This window comes from Streptomyces sp. NPDC002088, from assembly GCF_040296605.1.
Lineage (GTDB): Bacteria > Actinomycetota > Actinomycetes > Streptomycetales > Streptomycetaceae > Streptomyces.
This window is the reverse complement of record NZ_JBEOXO010000002.1, coordinates 699,071-715,941: the sequence shown is the minus strand read 5'-3', so window position 1 is coordinate 715,941 and position 16,871 is coordinate 699,071. Positions and strand designations below refer to the sequence as shown.

General features: G+C 73.3%; 13 protein-coding genes, 1 tRNA gene, 1 other RNA gene and 1 pseudogene. 7 read left to right on the top strand and 9 right to left on the bottom strand.

Features of this window, described 5'->3' with window-relative positions:
- Positions 1–121: 121 nt before the first annotated feature.
- The 4 genes from ABT114_RS07035 to ffs all read right to left on the bottom strand — a co-directional run bounded on the left by ABT114_RS07035 (position 122) and on the right by ffs (position 6,209).
- The gene (locus ABT114_RS07035; RefSeq protein ID WP_351139396.1) at positions 122–1,912 is read right to left on the bottom strand and encodes a hypothetical protein; all 1,791 of its coding nucleotides are present in this window, start codon (positions 1,910–1,912) and stop codon (positions 122–124) included.
- A 314-nt stretch (positions 1,913–2,226) separates the two neighbouring features.
- Positions 2,227–3,480, bottom strand: coding sequence for a phosphoribosylamine--glycine ligase (purD, locus tag ABT114_RS07030; RefSeq protein ID WP_351139394.1), 1,254 nt, complete (start codon positions 3,478–3,480; stop codon positions 2,227–2,229).
- Positions 3,481–3,734: 254 nt separating this feature from the next.
- The gene (locus tag ABT114_RS07025; protein WP_351139392.1) at positions 3,735–6,065 is read right to left on the bottom strand and encodes a DNA polymerase III subunit gamma and tau; all 2,331 of its coding nucleotides are present in this window, start codon (positions 6,063–6,065) and stop codon (positions 3,735–3,737) included.
- A 45-nt stretch (positions 6,066–6,110) separates the two neighbouring features.
- Positions 6,111–6,209: signal recognition particle sRNA small type (gene ffs, locus ABT114_RS07020), an RNA gene on the bottom strand.
- A gap of 72 nt (positions 6,210–6,281) precedes the next feature.
- Between ffs and ABT114_RS07015 the strand changes: the two genes are divergently transcribed.
- Positions 6,282–6,369, top strand: a tRNA-Ser gene (locus ABT114_RS07015).
- Positions 6,370–6,527: 158 nt separating this feature from the next.
- Here ABT114_RS07015 and ABT114_RS07010 read toward each other — a convergent pair.
- The gene (locus ABT114_RS07010; protein WP_351139390.1) at positions 6,528–7,463 is read right to left on the bottom strand and encodes a LysR family transcriptional regulator; all 936 of its coding nucleotides are present in this window, start codon (positions 7,461–7,463) and stop codon (positions 6,528–6,530) included.
- Positions 7,464–7,597: 134 nt separating this feature from the next.
- Here ABT114_RS07010 and ABT114_RS07005 point away from each other — a divergent pair, with 134 nt between their 5' ends.
- Entirely contained in the window at positions 7,598–8,866 is a 1,269-nt protein-coding gene (locus tag ABT114_RS07005) for an MFS transporter (RefSeq protein WP_351139388.1), read from the top strand.
- Between the two features lie 215 nt (positions 8,867–9,081).
- Here the strand turns inward: ABT114_RS07005 and ABT114_RS07000 are convergent, their stop codons facing one another.
- From ABT114_RS07000 to ABT114_RS06985, 4 genes are all read right to left on the bottom strand, one after another.
- Entirely contained in the window at positions 9,082–9,702 is a 621-nt protein-coding gene (locus ABT114_RS07000) for a lamin tail domain-containing protein (protein ID WP_351139387.1), read from the bottom strand.
- Between the two features lie 362 nt (positions 9,703–10,064).
- Positions 10,065–11,810, bottom strand: a complete 1,746-nt coding sequence (locus tag ABT114_RS06995; RefSeq protein WP_351139552.1) for a copper resistance CopC/CopD family protein — start codon at positions 11,808–11,810, stop codon at positions 10,065–10,067.
- 195 nt (positions 11,811–12,005) lie between these two features.
- On the bottom strand, positions 12,006–12,620 hold the full coding sequence (locus ABT114_RS06990; RefSeq protein WP_351139550.1) for a GNAT family N-acetyltransferase: 615 nt from the start codon (positions 12,618–12,620) through the stop codon (positions 12,006–12,008).
- Positions 12,613–14,700 carry a penicillin acylase family protein gene (locus tag ABT114_RS06985; protein WP_351139385.1) on the bottom strand — a complete coding sequence of 696 codons (2,088 nt, stop codon included), beginning with the start codon at positions 14,698–14,700 and terminating at the stop codon, positions 12,613–12,615. Before ABT114_RS06985 ends, ABT114_RS06990 begins: the two co-directional genes overlap by 8 nt.
- Positions 14,701–14,794: 94 nt before the next feature.
- Between ABT114_RS06985 and ABT114_RS06980 the strand changes: the two are divergent.
- From ABT114_RS06980 to ABT114_RS06960, 5 genes and pseudogenes are all read left to right on the top strand, one after another.
- Positions 14,795–14,887, top strand: a pseudogene (locus tag ABT114_RS06980) (siderophore-interacting protein); the annotation flags it as partial.
- Between the two features lie 24 nt (positions 14,888–14,911).
- A complete protein-coding gene (locus ABT114_RS06975) occupies positions 14,912–15,496 on the top strand; it encodes an HhH-GPD-type base excision DNA repair protein (protein ID WP_351139383.1) in 585 nt (194 codons plus the stop codon).
- Positions 15,497–15,565: 69 nt separating this feature from the next.
- Complete coding sequence (locus ABT114_RS06970) at positions 15,566–16,237, top strand: HdeD family acid-resistance protein (protein WP_351139381.1); 672 nt, start codon at positions 15,566–15,568, stop codon at positions 16,235–16,237.
- The gene (locus tag ABT114_RS06965; RefSeq protein WP_351139379.1) at positions 16,234–16,476 is read left to right on the top strand and encodes a hypothetical protein; all 243 of its coding nucleotides are present in this window, start codon (positions 16,234–16,236) and stop codon (positions 16,474–16,476) included. Before ABT114_RS06970 ends, ABT114_RS06965 begins: the two co-directional genes overlap by 4 nt.
- Before the next feature lie 6 nt (positions 16,477–16,482).
- A complete protein-coding gene (locus tag ABT114_RS06960; protein ID WP_351139377.1) occupies positions 16,483–16,818 on the top strand; it encodes a hypothetical protein in 336 nt (111 codons plus the stop codon).
- Positions 16,819–16,871 lie beyond the last annotated feature (53 nt).

Sequence of the window (16,871 nt, the reverse complement as noted above, 5' to 3'; positions counted from 1 at the left end):
CAAGCGCATGCCATGTGCGCGTTCGGTCCCAGCACATCACATTACGCACGCATGTTGTCACTATTCGTTGCGAATTCGCCGAAAGTGGAACCGGGGGCTCCGACAGGAAAGTCAACGGCCGTCAGACCAGCCGTACCGGCTTCTCCGGCCGTATCCCGCACTCCACCAGCCACGTCCGCAGCGGTGCCGGGTTGCCGTCCTCTATGAGGCTCAGGACTCTCGGGGTCAGGTCGGTCGTGCGTTCGCCGCCGATCAGGAGGGAGGGGCCGTCGAGCCAGTCGAGGCCGGGGATCGCGCCGGCGGTGTCCATCGCGGCACAGCAGACCATCGCGGTGACGTGGTCGGCGAGAAGTTCGCGGGGGGTGCGCGGGGGCTGGAGGGGGAAGAGCGGGAGGGCGCCGTCGTCCCAGAGGGCCATGTCGGGACCCTGGCCCGCGGTACCGGCGGGCGGCTTCCGTGCCGTCGGGGTGTCGGCCTCTTCGCGGGCCAGTTCCGCGGTGAGCCCGGAGGCGAGCGCCATGCTCCGCTCGGTGCCGCCCCCCGGTGTCTCCTCGTCGCCCTCGGCGGCCATCGCCTCGTAGGGCTGCGGCGGGGGTTTCGGGGTGCTGGTGGCGCGAGTCGGGTCCGGGGCCGCCAGGTGGTCGAGTACGCGGGCCAGGGTGGGCCCGTCGCGGTGCGGTACGGTGCGGTCGGCGCAGCGGCGGACGCCCAGCGTGTCCAGGACACGGTGCAGGCGGGCGGCGTCGGTGCGCCACTTGCGGTCGACGACCTCGTCCGGGTACTCCTGCCAGTCCACCGGGGCCCAGTCCGGGCCGGGCTCGGCGGGGCCGCCGTGGAAGAGACGGGCGGCCAGCAGCGAGGCGGCCTCGTCCACCAGGCCGGGCTCTTCGAGCAGGTCGCAGGCGGGGCGCTCGCCCAGCCGGGAGGTGAAGCCCTCGGCGAGACGATCGCGGCGGGACAGCTCGGTGAGAGCGGCCACCACCCCCGCGTCCAGACGGGAGGGCCAGCGGCCCATCCGCCAGGCGGGCAGCGCGACCCGGGTCAGCAGGCGGTCCCAGCCCGCGTACGCCAGGCCCACCTGTTCCTGGGCGACGATCCTGAGTCCGTAGTCCACAGCCTGTGCACGCTCGGCGGCGGCCGCCGCCACGCCCCGCTCCATCAGCGTCGCGTGCTCCCGGCAGCCGCGCAGCAGCAGCCGGGCCACCCAGCCGATGCCCGCGCACACCACCCGGGACAGCGGGCAGCGGCCCGGGGTCGAGGCGACGGCCACCGCCGCGTCCAGGCCCCGCACGAAGCGACGGGCAGCGGCTATGTCCGGGTGCGCCGAAGGTCCCGTACCGGCGACGACCGGGGCGAGGACCGCGCGCAGTTCGCCGACACGCATCCACCACAGGAAGGGGGAGCCGATCACGAGGACGGTGGCGGCGGTGCGGCGGGGCGGCCTGCCCAGGGTGGCCATCTCGTCGCGGTCGTGGCCGTCCGGCGGCGGGGGCGGGCCGTGCGGCGGGTGGGTGCGGTCCTCCAGCCAGCTGTCGCAGTCCGGGGTGAGCGCTATGGCCGATGGCGCGGGGACGTCGAGGCGGTCGGCGAGGTCGCGCACCAGCCGGTACAGATCGGGCGCCGACTCCTCGGCGATCGGGACCGTCGGGCTGACGGCGGGACGGGCCCGGGCCACCACCAGCGCGATGACGCCGGCGGCGAGCAGCACAAGCACCGCGACGGGGGTCACGATCCAGCGGGCGAGATCCCAGCCCCGGCCCACCAGATGCCCGGTGGAACCGCCGGCCAGCAGGATCACCGCCACAGCGGCCGGCAGCAGGGCGACCGCCAGTGCCCGGCCACGGATGCGCAGCACGGCCAGGGCCCTCGAGCGCGCGGCCTGCGCGCCCACCTCCACACCGATCCCGGTCACGGCCGGACTCACCCCCTCCCCGCTGGCCTGGCTGTCCCGGCTCTCCCGGTTGTCCTGGTGAAGCTCACTCCCCCACTGTGGCACCCGCCACCGACATCGCAATGCCGGTGGGCCAAGTGCCCGAACGCTTGCGCCGCACCCTAGTTGGGGCTCCGGCCCCCGTCAGCCGGATAGGGCATCGGTCACTCGATGGAATGGCTTTGGTCAGAGGTGGATGACGGACAGCAAGGATCAGGCCCCGGATTCCTCCGGGGCCTGATTGACGGAAAAGTGATGAAAAAGGGGTGGTCAGCGGGGGTGGCCGGCGGGAGTGGTTACGCGCCCGCCGCCGCCTTCGCCGCGATGTCCGTACGGTGCTGGGAGCCGTCGAGCCCGATGCGGGAGACCGCCTGGTAGGCGCGGTCACGGGCCTCGGAGAGGTCCTTGCCGGTCGCGGTGACCGAGAGCACCCGGCCGCCCGCGCTGACCACGGCGTCGCCGTCATGCTTCGTGCCCGCGTGCAGGACGTACGCGTGGGGGGCGTCCTGGGCGGCCACCTCGTCGAGGCCGGTGATCGGGTCGCCGGTGCGCGGGGTGTCGGGGTAGTTGTGCGAGGCGACGACCACGGTGACGGAGGCGTCGTCGCTCCAGCGCAGCGGCGGCAGGTCGTGGAGGGTGCCGTTCGCCGAGGCCAGCAGGACACCGGCCAGCGGGGTCTTCAGGCGGGCCAGGACCACCTGGGTCTCGGGGTCGCCGAAGCGGGCGTTGAACTCGATGACCCGGACGCCCCGGCTGGTGATCGCGAGCCCCGCGTAGAGCAGACCGGAGAACGGCGTGCCGCGGCGGCGCATCTCGTCGACGGTGGGCTGGAGAACGGTCTCCAGCACCTCGTCCACCAGCTTCGGGTCGGCCCACGGCAGCGGGGAGTACGCGCCCATGCCGCCGGTGTTCGGACCCTCGTCGCCGTCCAGCGCGCGCTTGAAGTCCTGGGCGGGCTGGAGCGGGACGACCGTCTCGCCGTCGGTGATCGCGAAGAGAGACACCTCGGGGCCGTCGAGGAACTCCTCGATGACGACGCGGTCGCAGGCGGCCGCGTGCGCCCTGGCCGCGTCGAGGTCGGAGGTCACGACGACGCCCTTGCCGGCCGCGAGCCCGTCGTCCTTGACGACGTACGGGGCGCCGAAGGCATCGAGGGCCTCGGTCACCTCGTCGGCGGTCGTGCAGACGTAGGACCGGGCCGTGGGGACGGCGGCACCCGCCATCACTTCCTTGGCGAAGGCCTTCGAGCCCTCGAGCTGCGCGGCCTCCTTGGACGGGCCGAAGACCGGGATACCCGCCTCGCGGACGGCGTCCGCGACGCCGGCGACCAGCGGGGCCTCCGGGCCCACGACCACCAGTTCGGCGCCGAGCTCCGTGGCCAGCGCGGATACGGCCGCACCGTCCAGGGCGTCGACCTGGTGCAGCTCGGCGACCTCCGCGATGCCGGCATTGCCGGGGGCGCAGTACAGCGCCGTGACGTCGGGGTCGAGGGACAGGGAGCGGCACAGGGCGTGTTCGCGGGCGCCGCTGCCGATGACGAGGACCTTCACGGGCTCAGCCTAACGGTCGCGGGCCGGGGTGCTTTGTGCGGGCTTCCGAGGCGGAGGGGGTGGGGTGGTTGTGGGTTCCTCCAAGTCGGGGACGTGGAGGGGGTTCGGAGTCGGCTCGGGCTCGGCCCGGAGTCGGGCCCGGAGTCGGGGTTAGGCCCGGGCTAGGCCCCGGCGTCGGCCTCAGGGTCGGAGTCGGGCTCGGCCCGGAGTTAGACCCCGGCGTCGGTCTCAGGGTCGGAGTCGGGGCTCGCGGACTACTCGTTCAAGGTCTCCTCCACCACCGTCGCCCCGAGCTCCCGCACGATCAGTTCGTGCCCGGAGAGGGCCGACTCGTCGAGGTCGGGGTCGTCGTCCTCGGGGATGTCGTCCTCGGGGGCGACCGGGGGCGGCTCGGGGGCGGAGGACTGGGGGGCGGGAGCGGGGGTGGCGGCCGGGTAGGCCGACGGGTTGGCGGGAGCCGGAGCGGAGGACGCGGGCTGTGCGGGCTGCGCGGGTGCCGGGCGCTGTGCGGCGGGGGCGCCACCGCCGTAGCCACCAGCACCACCGCCGTACCCACCGGTACCGCCTCCGTAGGCGCCGCCACCGCCTCCGTAGCCGGCGGGCGTGCCCGTCACCGAGGGTGCCGAACCGCCGCCGGACGGGTCGACGACCGCCTCGATCTTCCACTGGACGTTGAACTGCTCGGCCAGCGCCTGCCGCAGTACGTCCTCGCTGCCGCTGCTCGTGAAGTTGTCGCGGGCACCGACGTTGACGAAGCCGAGCTGGAGGGTGGTGCCGTCGAAGCCGGCCACCTGAGCGTTCTGACTGAGCAGGATCCAGGTGAACCGGCGGCGGTTCTTCACCGCCTCCAGGATGTTCGGCCAGAGCATGCGGGGGTCGAGTCCACCGGCAGGGGGCGCGTAGGCGGCGGCCGCAGCCGGGGCTGCAGTCGCCGGAGCGGCGGGGGCGGGCGTCGCGGGGGCAGGCGTCGCCGGAGGCCGACTGCCGCCGCCGCTGCCCGCGGGCGCTGCGGTGGGCCAGCCGCCCGGGCGCCGGCCGCTGCCGGCGGCCGTGGCGGTGGGCCAAGCGCCGGGGGGCGGCGTCCGCGTGCTCGCGTCGGCAGCGGCGGGGGCGTCCTGCGCCGGAGGCGCACTGGTCGCCGCCGCGACAGGAGCCTGGGCCGGAGCCGGGGTCGGTGCCTGAGGGGCAGCAGCCGGAACCTGAGCGGCGGCCGGAGCACCCGAAGCCCCCGCTCCCGGAGCCTGCGCACCTGCCGCCCCCGGACCCCGCACCGCGGCCCGGGCCGCCGCGGCCCCGCCCCCCGGCGGAATCGCCACACCGTCGGAAGGCTGCTGGGCGGCAGGAACACCGACCGGCGCCGCTCCCCCATGCGCCTCGGGCCCGGGGACGTACGCCGCCGCAGGCGCGCCACCGCCCCCGGAGAAGTTCACGCCCCGCTCGACGCGGTCCAGGCGGGCCATCACCGAGCGTTCGTCGCCGTAGGCGGCGGGCAGCAGCACGCGCGCGCAGATGAGCTCGAGCTGGAGACGGGGCGAGTTGGCGCCACGCATCTCCGTCAGCCCTTGGTTGACGAGGTCGGCGGCGCGGCTGAGCTCGGCGGCGCCGAAGATGCCGGCCTGGGCCTGCATGCGCTCGACGACGTCGACGGGGGCGTCGATGAGCCCCTTCTCGGCCGCGTCCGGCACAGCGGCCAGAATCACCAGGTCCCGCAGCCGCTCCAGCAGGTCGGCGACGAAGCGCCGCGGGTCGTTGCCGCCCTCGATGATGCGGTCGACGACCTCGAAGGCGGCGGCGCCGTCACCGGTGGCGAAGGCCTCGACGACGGAGTCGAGCAGCGAACTGTCGGTGTAACCGAGGAGAGACGTCGCCATGGCATACGTCACACCGTCCGCCCCGGCGCCGGCCAGCAGCTGGTCCATGACGGACATGGAGTCACGCACGGATCCGGCACCGGACCGCACGACGAGCGGCAGGACGCCGTCCTCGACGGGGATGGCCTCCTTCTGGCACACCTCGCCGAGGTAGTCCCGAAGGGTCCCGGGCGGTACGAGCCGGAAGGGGTAGTGATGGGTCCTCGACCGGATCGTCCCGATGACCTTCTCGGGCTCGGTGGTCGCGAAGATGAACTTCAGATGCTCCGGAGGCTCCTCGACGACCTTCAGCAGGGCGTTGAAGCCGGCCGGCGTGACCATGTGGGCCTCGTCGATGATGTAGATCTTGTACCGGCTGCGGGCGGGCCCGAAGAAGGCCTTCTCCCGCAGGTCACGGGCGTCGTCCACACCACCGTGCGACGCGGCGTCGATCTCGATGACGTCGATGGACCCGGGTCCGTTCCGCGCCAGGTCACGGCACGAGTCACACTCGCCGCACGGGGTCGGCGTGGGACCTTGCTCACAGTTCAGGCACCTGGCGAGGATCCGCGCACTGGTCGTCTTGCCGCACCCGCGGGGCCCGCTGAACAGGTACGCGTGATTGACCCGGTTGTTCCGCAGCGCCTGCTGCAGCGGGTCGGTGACATGCTCCTGCCCGATGACCTCGGCGAAAGACTCCGGGCGATAGCGGCGGTACAGCGCGAGAGACGACACACATACGAGGTTATAGGCGCCGACTGACAACCAGCCCCGCCCGCGAACGCAAGCGCCCCCCACGCACCCGCCAGAGCCGACCTACCCTTGCTGCCTTCCGGCCCTGGGGGAGTTCAGTCAGATAGCGCCGCGTGAGGGGCTGCCCAAACAGTACCTGATCCCGGGGGTCGGGAACGAGTTCGCGAGCACTCCTCAACGTCTTGTATTGTTTGCCGCGGAGGATTCGCCTAGAGGCCTAGGGCGCACGCTTGGAAAGCGTGTTGGGGGCAACCCCTCACGAGTTCGAATCTCGTATCCTCCGCCAGTGCCTCACCGGGCACGATGTCGAAGGGCCCCGCTGCTTGCAGCGGGGCCCTTCGACGTTGTCCTCAGTCGCCGTTGTCCTGGTTTTTGTCCGCAGGGAGCGTCCTTGAGCATGGCGTCCGGCATGACCCGGGCGCGGCCCGGAAGACGCGGCGCCGTTCAGCGCGGAATCACCCAGCTCGGCGCCCAGGTCCCGGCGGCGTCGTGGCCGGCCGCTGTGGCGGCGAGGTGGGCGCGGAGGGTGGCCAGCGCCGGGTGGGGGTTGTCGCGGTGCCAGAGGAGCGAGTGCGGGTAGACGGGCGTCGGGTCGGTCACCGGGATGCGGCGCAGGCCGTGGCCGGCGGGCCAGACGAGGCGGGTGTGCCCGCCCATGAAGGTGGCCAGGGCCGGGGTGTCGGCGACGGTGTCCAGGAGTGCGTCGGAGCCGAAGTTGGGGCCGGTCGCCTCGATGGTGAGGCCGAACTCGGCGACGAGGTCGTCGTAGTAGGCGGCCCACTCGGTACCTGGGACGATGCCGGGCATCCAGATCCGGTGCCCGGCGAGCTGGGCGAGGCGCACCGACCGGGCGCCCGCGAGCGCGTGGGCGGGGCCGGTGAGGAGCTGGAGCGGCTCGTCGAGCACCCGGACGGACTCGATGTCCTCGGGAAGGGGCCGGCCGGGCACGGCGACGGCGCGGAAGGACGCGTCGATCGCACCGGACCGGATGGCGGCGACGGCCGTCTCGATGTCGAACAGCATCAGCACGTCGAGCTCGATCTCGGGGTGCGCGCGGTGGAAGCCGCGCATCAGGCCCGACGCGGCGCCGCGCGAGGCGATGATGTCGACGCGCAGCGGACGGCGGCCGGTGTGCACGGACCCGACCGCGCGCTCGGCGACGCGCAGCAGCTCGCGCGCGTGGGGCAGGAACGCCTGCCCGTCGATGGTGAGCTCGACGCCGCGCGCGGTGCGGGTGAACAGCCGCACGCCGAGATTGCGCTCCAGCGCGGCGATGCGCTTGGAGACGGCCTGCTGGGTGACCGCCAGCTCGGCGGCAGCCTCCTGGAACTGCCCCGAGTCGGCGGCGGCGACGAAGGTCCGGACGGCGTCGAGGTCCACGTCGACACCCTACGTGCACAACTGTTGGTTGTGGCCAGGCGGTCCTGCGGTTGTTTGACCCCTGAATAGGGCGCTCGCTTTGATGCTTCCGATCGCGAATCGGTTGTACAGGTGGGTGGCGAGGGGCGGCGAGCATGAGGAGCGGGCACCGGCTGGGACATCTGCTCGGACCCCGGCTGGGGCGGCGGTTCGGGTGGCTCTGGGGAGCGTACGGGACCAGCGCGCTCGGCACGTGGCTCGCCTTCGGCGCGTTCCCGCTGATCGCCATCCGGGTGCTGCACGCCGGACCGGCCGAGGTCGCCGCGCTCTCCTCCGTGGGGGCTGCGGTGGGCGCGGCCGTGGCGGTGCCGCTCGGCCCGTGGGTGGAGTTCCGCCGCAAGCGGACGGTGCTGATCACGATGGACCTGGTGCGGTTCGCGGCGCTGCTGACGATCCCCGCCGCGTTCGCGTTCGGCGCGCTCACCTTTCTTCAGCTCCTGCTGGTCTCGGTCGTCGTCGCGGCGGCCGACATCACCTTCCGCGCCGCCTCCGGCGCGTACCTGAAGACGCTGCTGCCGGCCGAGGACCTGCTCGTCGCCAACGCCCGGTTCGAGTCCACGACCTGGACGACCACGATCATCGGGCCGCCGCTGGGCGGCGCCGCGATCGGGCTCCTCGGTCCGGTGGCGACGGTGGTGGCCGACGCGGTCAGCTACCTGCTCTCGGCCCTGGGCATCCGCGCGACGGGCGGACACGAGCCGCGGCCCGAGCGCCAGGAGGCCGCGCGCATGCGGGCCGCGGACCTGCTCGACGGTTGGCGGTACATCCTCGCCGACGCGACACTGCGCCTGCTGTTCTTCAACACCGCCTTGTTCAACGGCCTGGTGATGGCCGCCCAGCCGCTGCTGGCCGTCCTGATGCTCGGCCGACTCGGGTTCACACCGTGGCAGTACGGCCTCGCCTTCGCCGCGCCCTCGATCGGCGGGCTGCTCGGTTCGCGGCTGGCCCGGCCGCTCGTCACCCGGTTCGGGCAGCACCAGGTCCTGGTCGTGGTCGGGACGCTGCGCGCGATCTGGCCCGTCGGCCTGGCCTTCCTGGGGCCAGGGACCGGCGGACTGCTGCTGGTGATGGGTGTCGAGCTCGGGCTCATCTTCTGCTGCGGGGTCTTCAACCCCGTCTACGCCACCTACCGCCTCGAGCGCACCGCGACCGACCGGGTCACCCGCACACTGTCCGCCTGGGCGGTGACGACCAAGGCCTCGACCGCGCTCCTGACGGCCGTCTGGGGCGTGCTGGGCGCCCTGCTCGGCCCGCGTACGGCCATCGGCCTGGCCGGCGTGCTCCTGCTGGCGACCCCTCTGCTGCTCCCCCGTCGCGCGGCAGCGCATCTCTCCGAGCCGGAGCCGGCACCGGGCCACGCCTGACGGGCCGCCACGGCCGCCAGGGCCGCCACAGCCCCCACAGCCCCCAAGCCCCCACAGCCGCCAGGGCCGCCAGGGCCGCCAGGGCCGTCACCGCGATCGGGCTGCGCCGGTGAATCGCCGGCCGGCTACGGCGCGCCGACCCGGAGGTCGACGCGCCGCGGACTGTGCCTACGGGCCGATGGGCTCCTCAGAGGTCATCAGGCGCCGGCGGTCGATCAGTGGTGGTCGCCTTGGTAGTGACGGTCGTCGCGGTCGTCGCGGCGGTCGTCGCCCTGGTGGCGGTCATCGCCGCGGTAGTGGCGGTCATTGCCCCGGTCGTCGCGGTCGTCGCCGCGGTAGTGGCGGTCATTGCCCCGGTCGTCGCGGTCGTCGCCCCAGGAGTACTCGTCGACGAAGCGGTTGCGGTCGTTCCGCAGGGTGACGGTGTCGGCTCGGTCGTCCCACACGTAGGTGCGACGGTCCTGGTAGAGGTCGGTGCGGGTGTCGCGGCCGACGCCGGTGTGGATACGGACGGTGGACCGGCCGTGCAGACGGACGTGGTGGAAGGTGTAGGTGCGGCCGTCCTCGTTCCGGAGGGTCCAGCCGTCGAGGTTGACCTCGCGGCGACTGTTGTTGGTGACCTCCACCCACTCCTTGTTCAGGGAGCGGTTGGAGCCGTACGAGCGGTCGTCACGGTCCGGAGAGGCGTAGTGCGCGTCGCTGATCTCGACCCGTGGCTGGTCCGGGCGGGCGTGGTCGGCGGCGTACGCCGGCAGTGCCACCGCTCCGGTCAGGGCGCCGGCCGCGAGCGTGGCGGCGGCCAGACGACGGGCGGTTGCGGAAGAGGTAACGGACACAGGGTCCCCTTGCGTTGTGCGGGCACCTCCCCGCCCGCGGCCGGGGGCCGTGTCGGGGGTGGTGCGGTGTGCGGGTGGCGGCCGGCCGGCCGCGCACTCACACCCTGTCCGCCGGGTGTGGATGTGGACGCGATACGCGCACCGTGTGACGAAGTATCCACATTGCCGTTACTCTCGCCTGCATTGTCCATCTATACGTAATTGGTGCGGTTTTGATGCCCCGCCGGCTCGCCGACCGTTGCGGTCACTGGCCTCCGCCACCTCGCCACCGCACCACGCCACCCCAGCGGCGACCCGGCCACCACCCGAGTGGGTAACAAACGGCCCGCCGGCCGCGTCCCCAACCTCGCAGGGCAACGCGCCTAGCGCTCGATCCGCACCTCCCGCGTCTCGCTCACCTGGTCCACCTCCGACACTCTGACCGTGACCTTCATCGTCCAGGTGCCGGGCAGCGGGAGGTTGAACGCGTCGGTCGCCCAATAGCCGCCCTTGTCGGTCACCTTGGTGTCGAGCGGGCCGATCTTCTGGCTGGGGAGGGTGAAGGAGATGCGCAATTCGGGGACCGTGGACAGGCCACCGTCGGGGCCGAAGACCACGGCCTCCACCGAGTTGTCGCCCACCCGGCCAGGGTCGAGCGTGACCTGCACCTTGCCCTGGGCGCCGGGGGTGCCGAGGTCGAAGGGGACCATGGTCACGGAGGCGACGGCGATGCCGGTGGCCGACGGCCCCGACTGCGCCGCCTCGGCCTCGGCGCGACCGGGGACGGTGCCCGTCAGCACCGTCGTGATCACCAGCACCACCACTCCGACGGCGACCTCGGCCAGCACGGAGCGGCGCAGGCCGCGCGCGCTACTGACGTCCGGCTCCAGTTCCGGCTCCAGTTCCGGTGCCGGATCCGGTGCCGGATCCGGGAGCGGCGGTCCGCCCGCCATCTCCGGCACCCGTTCCCCCACGGCCGCCGCGGCCGGCCGTGCCGTCCAACGCCGCGAGTAGGACGCCGCCGTCAGCAGCAGCGTCACCGCGGCCAGCTTGAGGAGCAGGAGGCGGCCGTACGTCGTGCCGGTGAGCGTGGTCCAGGAGCCGAGGCCGCGCCAGGACTGGTAGACGCCGGTCACCACCAGGACCGTGACGGCGGTGAAGGCGACGCGGGAGAAGCGGGTGACCACGGAGGCTGGGAGCACGGTGCGGTGAAGCAGTGTCAGCAGGGCTGTCAGGCCGCCCAGCCAGACCGCCATCGCCAGCAGGTGCAGGACCGAGGACGTGATCGCGAGCGGGACCTGGATCCCGGCCGACGCGTGCTCGGCGGCCGCCCACGTCAGGGCCAGGCCGACGGCGAGCGCGGCGGCCGACGCGAGGGTCACGCGCGAGAGGGGACGCCTGCGCGCCCGTACGAGGAGCACGGCCGCCGTGGCCAGCAGGGCCAGGCGGGCCACGAGCAGCAGGCCCGGACGGCCCGTCAGGGTGCGGGCCAGAGCGGACGGGTCGAGGGCCGTCGCCGGGCCCGTACCCGCCTCGTACGGGGCGCGCAGCACCAGCAGGACGACGGTGGACGCCACGAGGGTCCACCAGCCCGCGACGAGCGGTTTGCGCAGCGGGGCGGTGTCGGGCGGGCGGCAGACCAGGACGAACGCGGCCGTGCCGATGAAGAGGGCCGCGGCGAGGTAGGCGGCGTAACGGGCGATGTCGTAGAGGCCGGCGGTGGCCGGGTCCTGCGCCGGGCCGGGGTTCACCGCGGCCGTGGTCGGACTGGGTTTGCCGACGGAGAAGGTGAAGGCGCCGGAGACCGGGTGGCTGTCCGCCGACACCACCCGCCAGGCCACGGTGAAGGTGCCCTCGCCCAGCTCGGCGGGCAGGGTGACCCGGGCCGTGTCCGAGCGGCCCGCCGCGTGCTGCGGCTCGCCCGTGCGCACCCGGCGGTTGTCGGGGTCGAAGACGCGGAAGGAGTCGTCGAGCAGGCCGACGGACTCGGTGAAGGTCAGGGTGATGTCACGGGGGGCCGACTTGAGGACGGCGGCGTCGGCGGGGTCGGTGCCGCGGAGGGCGGCGTGGGCCGAGGCCGGTCCCGCGCCGCCGAGGAGGAGCAGGACCAGCACGGCACCCAGCAGCACCAGCCCTTGAAGCCCTCGAAGTCGCCGGTTTCCGCGCCGTGCGCCGTCCCGTCGTCCGCCATCGCGCCCTTCGCTCACGTCACCGCTCCGTCTTCGGACTCGTGTGCTCTGGGATACGTACGGACGAAGACCCCGTCGCGCTCACCACTCACCATCACGTAGGCAGGTGGTACGGGGCCGAGAAGTCGTCCGGGGTCACCCGGGGAACGCTACCTCCTGGCGCAGGAAGGCCAGTTGGGCGTGCTTCTCCGGCAGGTACACGTCCGGGAGGTCGATCTCCGGCAGGACGACGACCGGGCCCGCCTCGAAGCCCTCCCGCAGGAAGCGGTCGATCGCCTTCTCGTTGCGCACGTCGGGGTCGACCACGACCCGGTGCCGGTCCAGGCCCAGCAGGACGTACGAGACGAAGGCGCTCAGGAGCGCCGACGACCAGCCGGGGCGCGGGCCCGCGTCCCCGGCGGGCGCGAGCAGCAGGTGGAGGCCGATGTCGCCGGGCCGGACCTCGTAGCACTCGCTGACCCGGTCGGCGTCGGGCTCGTAGGTCTGGAGGAGGGCGACCGGGGCGCCGTCCTTGACGACGAGGTAGGCGTGGTGGGTGTCGAGGGTGTCCATGTGGGCGTAGATCTCCCCCACCTGGTCCTCCGTCAGGCCGTTCATGCCCCAGAAGGCGGCGCGCTCCTCGCTCACCCAGCGGTGGACGACCCCGGCGTCGGCCTGCGCGTCGAGGGGAAGGATGCGGACGGTGCCGAAGCCATCGGTCACCTGCTCGTGGACGGCTTCGCGGGCGGGGGCGGCGTACGGGTCAGTCATCGGTCGCACGGGGCTCATCGGTCTCCTTCTCCAACTGGTCCCAGTCGGTGACGACGGGGGCGAGATCTCCCGCCAGCCACAGCGGGTGCTGGTCGCGGTGGTGCGGTGCGCCGGGGACTCCCGAGGCGCCGAACGGCACCACCCAGCGGCTGTCCTCACGGCGGGCCAGGTCCCACACGTAGCGGGCCGCCGGGCCGCGCGCGGCGAGGTCGGTGAGGCCGGGCACGGCGGAGGTGCACAGCACGCAGTCGTGGTCGCCGGAGAGTGCGGGTCCGGCGTACGACGGGTCGGGCAGCGCTTGCCAGGGGGCGAGGCGGTGGGTGTCGCCCCACGGGCGGTCGGTCGTCCCGGCGGCCACCTCCTCCAGGGCCGCGCGGACGACGGCCGCGCGGTCGATGCCGTACAGCTTCTCGGCCCGCAGCAGGTGTTCCAGGGCGAAGCCGACGCGTGGGGCGAGGGCGAGCCAGGGGAGGAGGACCTCTGGGTAGGCGGGCGGGACGGTCAGGGCCGCGAGGGCGGGGTGGGCGGTGAGGCGGCGGACCACCGCGCCGCGCAGGGCCGCGTAGGCGGACGCGTCCGTGCTGGTGGCGTCCATGCGGCGGTTCCAGCGCAGGAGGCGGTCGCGCAGGTCGGCGGCTTGCGGAGTCAGGTCGTCCAGGGCCGCCAGCCGGTCCAGCAGGGGGGCGGCGGAGGCGAGATGGGTGTCCGTGTGGATGGCGGGCATGTCGGCGGCGGAGAGGGTACGGCGCTCGTCGAGCAGGGCGCGGATGCGGTCGGCGCGGTGGGGTGGGGCGAACTCGACGCCCAGGGGGGCCGCGGGACCGCGCTGGTTGGCCATCACCGCGATGCCGTCGGTCAGGCCGGCGCGGGGCGTCTCGTGCCAGCCGGTCCACTCGTGGCCGGGCTCCCAGGCGGGGACCAGGCGGGTGCGGTTGGCCTCGGCGCGCACCGGCACCCGGCCCGCGACCCGGTGCAGCAGCCCGCCCTCGGTGTCGGCGGCCTGGACGACGTTGACGGGCTCGGCCCAGGCGTCGAGGGCGCGGTCGACGTCGGCGACCCGGCGGGCCCGCAGCAGGGGAAGCAGCGCGCTGAAGCCGAGGTCGGCGGTGACGCGGGGCGGGTAGCGGAGGCTGAGGGCGAGGGGGGTGCCGTCGTCGAGGCCCTCGGGGCCGCCGGCGATGACGGGGCCACGGTCGGTCTCGATCACCTCGACCTCGACGGTCTCCTCGCCGGCCACGCGGACGAGTTCGGTGTGCCGGGCGGCCCGGTGCCAGACGCCGTCCGGGCCGAGGGCCTCGACGCCGGCGCCGGTGCGGCGCAGCCGTTCGCGGTAGAGGTCCTGGTAGTCGGCCATGGCGTTGGTGATGGCCCAGGCGACGGTGCCGGTGTGGCCGAAGTGGGCGATGCCGGGGACGCCGGGGACGGCGAGGCCGACGACGTCGAACTCGGGGCAGGCGAGGCGGATCTGCTGGTAGACGCCCGGCGCCTCGATGAAGCGGTGCGGGTCGCCGGCGATGACGGCCTGCCCGGTGGCCGTGCGCTCGCCGCTCACCAGCCAGCCGTTGCTGCCGGAGGTGCCGGGGCCGTCGGTGGCGAACAGGCCGACCGCGTCCGGGCCGAGGTGGCGTACGGCCTCCTCGCGCCACAGCTTGGCGGGGAAGCCCGCGAAGAGAATGTGGGTGGAGAGCCAGACGGCGAGCGGGGTCCAGGGTTCCCAGCGGCCGGGGGCGAGGTCCACCTGGGTGAACTCCGGCGCCGTGGTCGCCGCCGCCAGGCCCTCGGTGACGCCGTCGGCATAGGCACGGACCCAGTCGGCCGTCTCGGGGTCGCTCTCCTCCAGGGCGGCGTAACAGCGTCTGGCCGTGTCGTCGAGGCGGACGCGTCGCGCGAAGCGGTCCCAGGCCAGGGCCTCGGGGCCGAGGAAGGCGGCGGAGGTGCCCTGGGCGCGATGCCGCTCGACCTCCAGCTGCCAGGCACGGTCGAGGGCGGTGACCCGGCCCTGGGCGCGGGCGAGTTCGCGGGCGCTGCCGGCACGCAGATGCGGGATTCCCCACGCATCTCGGTAGATCTCGGTGGTCACCCCTGTGGCCCCTCTTTGTTTTAGGTTAGCCTTGCCTAAGTAGGTTGTGGTGGAATCGTACGCGATGCGTGAAGCAGCGCCATGGGGCAGGGTCGCGGATGGGAGGGCGCTGTCGTCGTACGTACGCAAGGACCTGGGCGTTGCGAAACAGCGGGTGCACGCGCTGGGGTACTGGCGCGCGTCCTGACCCCGCAGGCGCGATCATCGACCCATGGACGTCACCCTTCACCTCGCCCAGGACCCCGAGGCCGACGAGCTCCTCGGCCGCTCCCCGCTCGCCGCGCTGGTCGGGATGCTGCTGGACCAGCAGGTCCCGATGGAGTGGGCGTTCAAGGGGCCGGCGACGATCGCCCGACGGACGGGCAGCGACGACCTGGACGCGCACGAGATCGCGGCGATGGACCCGGAGGCCTTCGCGGCGCTGCTGTCCGAGAAGCCGGCCGTCCACCGCTACCCGGGGTCGATGGCGAAGCGGATCCAGCAGCTGTGCCAGTACCTCGTCGAGCACTACGACGGTGACGCCGAGACCGTCTGGCGGGACGTCGACAGCGGGCGGGAACTGCTGAAGCGGCTCCAGGAGCTGCCCGGGTTCGGCAAGCAGAAGGCGCAGATCTTCCTCGCGCTGCTCGGCAAGCAGCTCGGGGTGCGGCCCGAGGGCTGGCGGGAGGCCGCCGGTGCCTACGGCGAGCCGAAGTCCTTCCGTTCCGTCGCCGACATCACCGGGCCCGAGTCGCTGGCCAAGGTGCGGGCGCACAAGCAGGAGATGAAGGCAGCGGCGAAGGCAGCCGGCAGGTAACCGGGTAACCGTCAGTCGGCCGGCCCACCCCCGGTGGCGGTACACCGACGCCCGTTCCAAAGATGGACCATGACCGAGCCACCGAGCGGCTCCTCCTGGGGCCCGGAGTACGACGACCGCAAGGTCCACGCCAAGCACACGCCCGGCCAGCCGGGCGGCCACGAGCCCGAACCTCCGTTCGAGGGACCGCTGGGCGCCCTGTCCGAGGCCGCCTGGCAGGTCGTCCTGATCACCGGCGTCGCCTCCCTCATCCTGGGCATCCTGGTCCTGGTCTGGCCGGGCGCCTCCCTGCACGCCGCCGGCATCCTGTTCGGCGTCTACCTGGTGATCAGCGGCGTGCTCCAGCTGAGCTCCGCCTTCGGCACCCATAAGACGACCTCGCTGCGCGTGCTGGCCTTCATCAGCGGCGCCCTGTCGATCCTGCTGGGCCTGCTCTGCTTCCGCGGACCCATGCAGTCGCTCCTGCTGCTCGGGCTGTGGATCGGCATCGGCTGGCTGATCCGCGGGATCACCCAGACGCTGGCCGCCGTCCACGACCGGAGCATGCCCGCGCGCGGCTGGCAGATCTTCCTCGGGATCGTGACCTTCATCGCCGGAATCGTCCTGATCGACTCGCCGATCGAATCGGTCGCCATCCTCACGCTGGTCGCCGGGATCTGGCTGGTCGCGGTCGGCATCATCGAGATCGTCACCGCGATCCGGATCCACGGGCGGGCCCGGCGGGCCCCGCGCACCGTATGAACCCCGCCCACGCCGAACGGGCGGATCTCACCCACCGTACGAACGCCGCCCACACCGAACGGGCGGATCTCACCCACCGTACGAACCCCGCCCACACCGAACGGGCGGATCTCACCCACCGTACGAACCCCGCCCACACCGAACGGGCGGATCTCACCCACCGTACGAACCCCGCCTACGCCGAGCGGGCGGATCTCGCGCACCGCGCGATGAACGCCGTACCTCGCCCGGGGAGATGAACCTCCGTGAGCAGCAGCGCACCGCACCTCCCCTCGTACGGCCGAGGCTGGCTGCGTGCGCTCGTCCTGCTGCTCGCGCTGCTGGTGCCGGGCGCCCACGCCGAGATCCACGCCGCGCCCGCCGTCGCCGCCTCCGGCGGGACGGTCGAGTACGACGTCGTCCTCGACACCGCGCTGCGGCCACCAGCCCGTGCCGCCGCCCACCGGCCCGCAGTACCCCCGCGTCCGGCACCCCTTCAGGACCCGGCGCCCGAAGCGGCTGAAAGCCGGGCCGGCCTCGCTCCGGTCGAAACCTCATGCGCCCCGCACGCCACCCTGCGCACGGTGGTCCTGCGCTGCTGACGAGAACCGGTCCTCCCGGTCCCCTCGGTTCAGTACGACGCAAGGAACACGAC